Origin of the sequence: Rhodococcus sp. BS-15, assembly GCF_000813105.1 — a bacterium.
Taxonomy (GTDB): Bacteria; Actinomycetota; Actinomycetes; order Mycobacteriales; family Mycobacteriaceae; genus Rhodococcoides.
On record NZ_BAOX01000262.1, the window covers coordinates 1 to 7,001 of the forward strand.

Below are 7,001 nucleotides of genomic sequence, written 5' to 3' on the forward strand. Positions count from 1 at the left end.
GATGGGCACAGTGGTGCCGTTGGTGGGCAGGGTGATTCGCGTGGTCTTCGAGGTCGATGTCCACAGGATGGCTCCGCCGGGGAGCATGACAGCTTTCCAGTAGCCGGCGGTTTTGACGGAGTGGTGGTATTCGCAGAGGCATTGCAGGTTGTTCACGGTGGTCCAGCCGCCGCCGAGGGGGCTGGCGTGATCGAACGGGTTCACGTGGTCGAGTTGGCAGCGTGCGGCGGGTCGGTGGCAGCCGGGGAAGCGGCAGTGTTTGTCGCGGAGTCGGACGGCTGCGGTGGTGAGGGTGTCGGGGCGGTAGATCAGGGCGCGGTCGGTGAGTGGGTCGCGTTCGACGGATTTTCCGAGGGCGGGGTCGGCGGCGATGGCGGCTTCGAGTGCGGCGGCGAGGGAGGCGGTGCCGAGGTAGATGCCGTTGGCTGTGCAGCCGGTGCGGTGGTCCGGCCGGAGTGTCGAGCGTAGGTCCAGTGCCCTCATGTTGCGGGCGGGATGCCTGATGGCGTCCAGGTCGAGGGCAGAGCTGTGCCGTGTGCCTTTGCCGACGGGAGTGTGGGTGCAGAACAACGCGGCGGCGGAGGTCAAGGACTGCAGGCGGCGCGGAGGTCGATCCTCGGTATCGGTACCCGCACCTGGGCGTGTACTCGATGCCGGACTACCCATCGATGTCGGCTCGGATTCACTGATAGTTTCCTCGTCACTGTCGGTTTCGTGGTTGCTGGTGGTATCGGATGGTGCAGTGGGAGATTGGTTTTCGCTCGAATCTGGCGCTGGATCAGCGGTCGGTCTCTGCTGGACAGGTGTCGACGAAGTCGGTGCGGGTGCTGGTGACGCAACTGGCTCTGGGCCGGTCGCCTGCGGCGGCTCCGGTAGCGGCTTGGTGATAGCCGCCGAAGCGGTTGTTGCTGCGTGCTTGTGGGCTGGGTCTGAGCCTGGGGTTGTAGCTGCTGCCGGGTCGGTCGCGGGCTCGGTGGTAGGCGGGGGATTGTCGAGCTGATCGACGTTATCTTTTGCCGGCGAGCTGTGTTCGGGTGCAGGAGAACTGGGCCCGGTTGGTTCCGACGCCGAAGCTGTCTCCGCACTCGAATCAGCCGTCGGTGCATTCTGTGCACCTGCGTTCGCGTCTGTGGGAGTCTCGGCAGTCGTGTCGGTGTCCGTACCCGCTGCTGTTGCCGTGTCGGTTTCTGTTGCAGGCTCGGTCTTTTCACTGTCGGGGATTCGCTCCCATTCCCCGGTTTCCGTGTTCTGCACCGCCAGGCCCAGCTTCTCCGCCAGCGTCACGGCCTCGGTGAGCAGGATCTGCCAGTGACTGTTGCGGGCCAACTCCCGCGCGAGGTCGGGGTCGATGGATCCGTGCCCGGCGAGGTAGGCGGGGTTGGCGAGTAGTCCGATGAGGGTGGCGATGTCGACGGTGATCATCGTCAACGGCACCCGCCGATCCGGCAGCACCGCACCTTTCTTCGGGCAATCCTCCCGTTGGCACAGGCATGTCAGTCGGGGTTCGCCGTGCATGCGGGCCATGAACGCATCGCACAGGCGTTCCTTCTTCCCGCGCGGGTCTTTCGGGCAGAGGGTGTCGGCCATCTCTTCGAGGAGTTGCCATGCGGCGGCGGCTTCGGGTGCGGTCAACTCCGCTCGGATGCGGGTGAGTTCCCCGGCCGGACTGTAGGTGACGGTGCGGAACTTCTTCGCGAACTCCCGCAACGCTGCTGCGTCCTCGGGTGCGACCCGCACCAGGATGTCCCAGATCTCCTGCTCGAGCGGACCCGGGGACGACCTCCGCGCCGCCTCCACCACTTCTTTCTCGACCAACGTGACGATGGCGTCGGAGAGGTTGTCGAGGATCCGGCATGCGGTCCGCACGCGGGGGAGGTCGATCTCCCCGGCCTCGAACGCTGTCCGCAACAGTGGGAGTCGGGTGTGCAGGGCAACGCCGATGGAGACGTACGATTCGGCGACCGTCGCCGAACAGCCCAACGCGACAGCCATCTCGGTGCGTCCGTATCGGCTGTAGTGCTTGTGCTTGGTGTCGAGGGTGATCCAGTCGCAGTGCACCCGATAGCAGGCGGTGATCTTGCGGGCCGCCTGCCGATTCTCCTCACGCGCGGCCGCGGCCAACGCCCCCAGTGACACGGTCGGTACTGCACCCATCTTTTCACCCCCCGGTGAGCAACATTTCAGAACGTGCGTTCGAACTGAAAAGAGAGTAACCCGGGCCACCGACAAGAAACTATGGACGGAATCGAGGGCGGCGCGAAATCCCTCTGAAATGCGACTATCTATTGCCGGAGGTCCTGGGTCAGTGCTCGTTGTGGCTGTGTCCGAAGAGCCTGTCCCACCGTTCATCAGTCAAGAACATCGGGAGAATGGCAGCCAGAATCGCTCCGTTAGCTGCGGGGAGGTAACTCCCTCCGACGAGTGACGCAACTGATCCGAGCGTGAAGAAGGCGAGCGCCATGCGAGGAAGCAGCCAGGTGGGCTTGCTGGCCGCGCGGCAGACTCCGTATCCAACGGCCGCAACCACAAAGATGAGGATCGCCACATGCGCGAGTACCCGGCCGAAATTGGATAGGTCGAGTACCTGGACCGCGGCTATCACTGCCATGGTGCCAAGGAGGGCGACGATCAACAGGTTCAGTCGTCGATACCGAGGTAGGTCGCGAATCAACTGAATCCCTTCACGCTAGAGGGGCGGACACCATCTCGTAACCAGGGTAGTTACGCGTACTTCGCATCCGCCGCCGCCCCGTCGTGGTGAATCGGACCGGCCGTACGTGTCAGTGGCAGCGCACTACCCCCCGCGTCGAGCGGCCACGAATTCCGCCGCGATAGCCAGCGCAGTTTCCTCCGGAGTTCTCGCACCCAAGTCCAGTCCGATCGGCGATCTCAAGCGCGCCAGCTCCTGCTCCGTCAGTCCCACCTCGCGTAGCCGTGCCGCGCGATCGTCATGAGTCCTGCGTGATCCCATAGCCCCGACGAATGCCACCGGCAGCCGCAACGCCACTTCGAGCAGCGGCACATCGAACTTGGCGTCGTGGGTGAGCACGCAGATCACCGTTCGGGCATCGACTTCTGTGCGCGCCAGGTAGCTGTGCGGCCATTCGGCAACTACTTCGTCGGCATCGGGAAATCGTGCAGCCGTGGCGAATACGGGCCGTGCATCGCACACCGTCACGTGGTAGCCGAGAAATCCACCGACGCGCGCGAGTGCTCCGGCGTAGTCGATGGCCCCGAAGATCAGCAGCCGCGGGGCGGTGGCGTACGACTGGACGAACACGTCCAGGTCCGGCCTGCACCGCACCGACCGGATGCCGGTACCGCCGGAATCCAGCATCGCCAACGCCTCACCGACGACCACGGCGTCGACGTCGCAGAAGCCAGTGCTGCCGATCGTTGCCGTGGCGGACACGGCGAGCGATTCCCCGGACCCGGACAGCAACGTCACCGTGGCCACCGCAGTGTCCGACGCGATAGCCGCGAGCACGGCCCGCGGCGGTCCGAGTCGGACGAACACCTCGATCACTCCCCCGCAGGTCAAGCCGACCGCAAAAGCGTCGACATCGCTGTAGCCGAACGACTCTCGGACGGACTGACCGGTATCGAGGACCTGACGGCACAGTTCGTACACTGCTCCTTCGACGCAGCCGCCGGAGACGCTGCCCACTGCTTCACCGTCGGCGCAGACCGCCATCGCGGCACCCGGAAGCCTTGGAGCACTTCCGGATACCGCGATGACCGTGGCGACCGCGTAGGGAACACCTTCGTGGTCCCATGCCGACAGTCGATCGACGATCTCTTTCATGTTACGAGATTCCCAACGCTTCTTCGATCGGGTGCAGGGCGAAGTAGACCAGGAAGATGCCCGACATCAGGTACAGCAGCCAATGTGTTTGGCGTGCCTTGCCTTTGGCGAGGCGAACGAGGGTGTACGAGATGACGCCTGCCGCGACTCCGACGGTGATCGAGTACGTGAACGGCATCAGCACGATCGTCAGGAAGGCCGGGATCGCGATTTCGGTGTTCTCCCAGTCGATCTTGCGAACGTGCGTCATCATCAGCGCACCGACCAGGACCAGCGCCGGCGCCGCTGCACCGACGGGGACCACTCCGGCCAACGGAGTGAAGAAGATCAGGCTGGTCAACAATCCGCCGGTGACGACGCTGGCGAGACCCGTTCGCGCACCCTCGGTGACGCCGGCCGCAGATTCCACGACGGCGGTGTTGGCGGAACCGTTGATCGCGCCACCGACGATGGCACCGATGCCGTCGACGGTGAGGATGCGGCTCAGCCCGGGCATCCTGCCTTGCTTGTCGACGAGTCCGGCTTCCTCACCGACTCCGAGGATGGTGCCCATAGCGTCGAAGAAGCCCGAGAGAACGAGAGTGAACAGGACTACCGACGCAGTGACGATCCCGGCCCGAGCGAACCCGCCGAACAGGTCGACGTTGAACAGTAGATCGAATTGTGGTGTGGCGACGATGGAATCGGGCACCTTGGGCTCCACCGGTCCCCATGCTGCGGGATCGATCTCGAAGATCGAGTTGAGAATGATCGCGAGATTGGTCGCCACGAAGATGCCGATCAGCATCGCGCCCGGCACTCTCCGAACGAACAGCATGATCATCAGGATCAGGCCGACGCAGAAGACGAACACGGGCCAGCCGGCGAGCTTGCCGAACGTGCCGAGGGTTACCGCGGTGGATGCTGCCTCGTGGTGCCCGACGAACCCGGCGTCGACCAGGCCGATGAGCGCGATGAATGCACCGATCCCGACGCCGATCGCCTGCTTGAGTACCAGAGGTATGGCATCCATGATGAGTTGCCGAATGCCGGTGAGAGCGAAGATGACGATGACGACGCCCTCGAGAACCACCAGGCCCATCGCCTGCGGCCAGGTCATGTACGGGGCCGCCTGGAACACCACGATCGGCGTCACGCCGAGGCCGGCCGCCATGGCGAGGGGCGCGTTTCCGACGACGCCCATCAGGATGGTCGTCAGACCGGCGGACAGTGCCACCATGGTCGACAGCTGAGCTGGATCGAGCGTGGCGCCGGTGACATCGCGGGCATCACCGATGATCAGAGGGATGAGAACGATCAGGTAGGCCATGGCCACGAATGTGGTGACGCCACCGCGAATTTCGCGTGAGAGCGTCGAACCGCGGCCGGTGATGTCGAAGAACTTGTCGATCTGGGATCGACCTCGTCCACTTTGGCGAGTGCTGGATGTGCGTACGTCGGTCATGATCGGCCCTCCCAGGGCGTGATCAACCTCGTCGAGCGTGGGGCCGGGCCGACGTGCCGGGGGAGTTGGCGTCGGTGCGGTTGTGCCGGAGAAGGTTTCGTCGAATGGGGTTGGAACTCGGATCAGCTGTTGATGATGTGTTCGGGTCGAACGGGCACGCGGGTCAACGCGAGACCGGTGGCATTGCGGATGGCTGCGACCACGGCGGGCGTCGACGAGAGGGTGGGTGGCTCGCCCGCTCCGCGAAGACCGTACGGTGCCAGGGGATCCGGGTTCTCGAGGATGTCCAGCTTCATGGGCGGCATGTCGAGAATCGTCGGAATCAGGTAGTCGGTGAACGACGGGTTCTTCACCAGACCGTCCACGACGACTATTTCCTCCATCACCGCGAGACCGAGGCCCTGCGCTGTGCCGCCGTGGATCTGGCCTTCGAGTGAAAGCCGGTTGAGGATCTTGCCGACGTCTTGCACGGCCGCCATCTCGACGACCTTGACCAGACCGAGCTCGACGTCGACGTCCACCACGGCGCGATGGACGCACAGTGCGAGCTGAGTGTGGCTCGCTCCTTGCCCGGTGACCGGATCCATTCCGCTGGTGGGACGATGGTGGAATTCACGTGTCTGCTCGATGACCCGTTCGCCGAGCACATCTTCGATCGTCGCCAGTACACCGTCGGTGGTCGAGACGATCTTGCCGCCGTCCAGGCTCAGGTCCGCCACCGCGCGGCCCAGGTACAGGCCGGCCAGGACGAACACCGCCTCGCGAACGGCCTCGCATGCTGTCTTGACTGCGCCGCCGGTCATGTACGACTGGCGCGACGCGGACGAGGAGCCGGCATTGCCGACCTTGGTGTCGGCGGGATGGATGACGACCTTGGTGACGCCCAGCTCGGTGCGCGCGATCTGCGCCTCCAGCGTCACCAGACCCTGTCCGACCTCGGCAGCGGCCGTGTGTACCAATGCTGTTGCCTCGCCGCCGATCACCTCCAGCCGAACGCGCGCTGTGGAGTAGTCGTCGTAGTTCTCGGAGAAGCAGATGTTCTTGATGCCGACTCCGTATCCGATCCCGCGTACGACGCCTTCGCCATGGGTGGTCTGCGACGCCCCGCCCGGCAGATTACGGATGTCCGACGCGTCCACGGGGGCAGGCAGTTCCATCGCCTCGGCTCGGGCGAGCATCTCGGCCAGTGGGGCAGGTGCTTCGATGACCTGGCCGGTTGCGAGGATCGAACCTTGGCTGACGGCGTTGATCTGCCGAATGGCGACGGGACCGATTCCGCAGGCCTCGCCGAGCTTGTCCATCATCGACTCGTACGCGAAACATGCTTGCACCGCGCCGAATCCGCGCATTGCGCCGCACGGTGGATTGTTCGTGTACACCCCGTACGCGTCGATCTCGATGTTGGGAATGACGTACGGACCGACGCCGAGCGAGGCAGCGTTGCCCACGACGTTGAGAGTGGCCGAGGTGTACGCGCCACCGTCGAGGATGATCTCGACATCGGCGAACACGAGCTTGCCGTCGCGGGTCGCGCCGTACTCGTAGTGCATCTGCGCGGGGTGGCGGTGCACGTGACCGAAGAAGGACTCGTAGCGGTTGTAGACGATCTTGACGGGCTTGCCGGTGTGCATGGCCAGCATCGCCGCGTGGATCTGCATCGACAGGTCCTCGCGGCCACCGAATGCTCCACCGACGCCGGCGAGCGTCATCCTGATCTTCTCCTCGGGCAGTCCGAGGCAGGGTCCGATCTGG

4 protein-coding genes and 1 pseudogene are annotated in these 7,001 nt (G+C 64.6%); all 5 read right to left on the reverse strand.

Annotated elements, in window-relative coordinates:
* Window positions 1-2,154, reverse strand: a 2,154-nt coding sequence (locus RHBS_RS21955) for an HNH endonuclease signature motif containing protein (RefSeq protein ID WP_187298591.1), incomplete at its 3' end; no start/stop codon positions are given.
* 148 nt (window positions 2,155-2,302) lie between these two features.
* Window positions 2,303-2,608, reverse strand: coding sequence for a hypothetical protein (locus tag RHBS_RS21960; protein WP_128646425.1), 306 nt, complete (start codon window positions 2,606-2,608; stop codon window positions 2,303-2,305).
* Between the two features lie 113 nt (window positions 2,609-2,721).
* A pseudogene (locus tag RHBS_RS21965) lies at window positions 2,722-3,805 on the reverse strand (XdhC family protein).
* A gap of 1 nt (window position 3,806) precedes the next feature.
* Window positions 3,807-5,249, reverse strand: a complete 1,443-nt coding sequence (locus RHBS_RS21970; protein WP_128646427.1) for an NCS2 family permease — start codon at window positions 5,247-5,249, stop codon at window positions 3,807-3,809.
* 122 nt (window positions 5,250-5,371) lie between these two features.
* A partial coding sequence (locus RHBS_RS21975) for a molybdopterin cofactor-binding domain-containing protein (RefSeq protein ID WP_128646428.1) occupies window positions 5,372-7,001 on the reverse strand: 1,630 nt, incomplete at its 5' end.

What these genes read in the sequence shown, in the direction of transcription:
- RHBS_RS21970 (WP_128646427.1), bottom strand. Translation starts at nt 5,249, where the DNA reads ATGACCGACGTACGCACATCCAGCACTCGCCAAAGTGGACGAGGTCGA.
- RHBS_RS21960 (WP_128646425.1), bottom strand. Translation starts at nt 2,608, where the DNA reads ATGGCAGTGATAGCCGCGGTCCAGGTACTCGACCTATCCAATTTCGGC.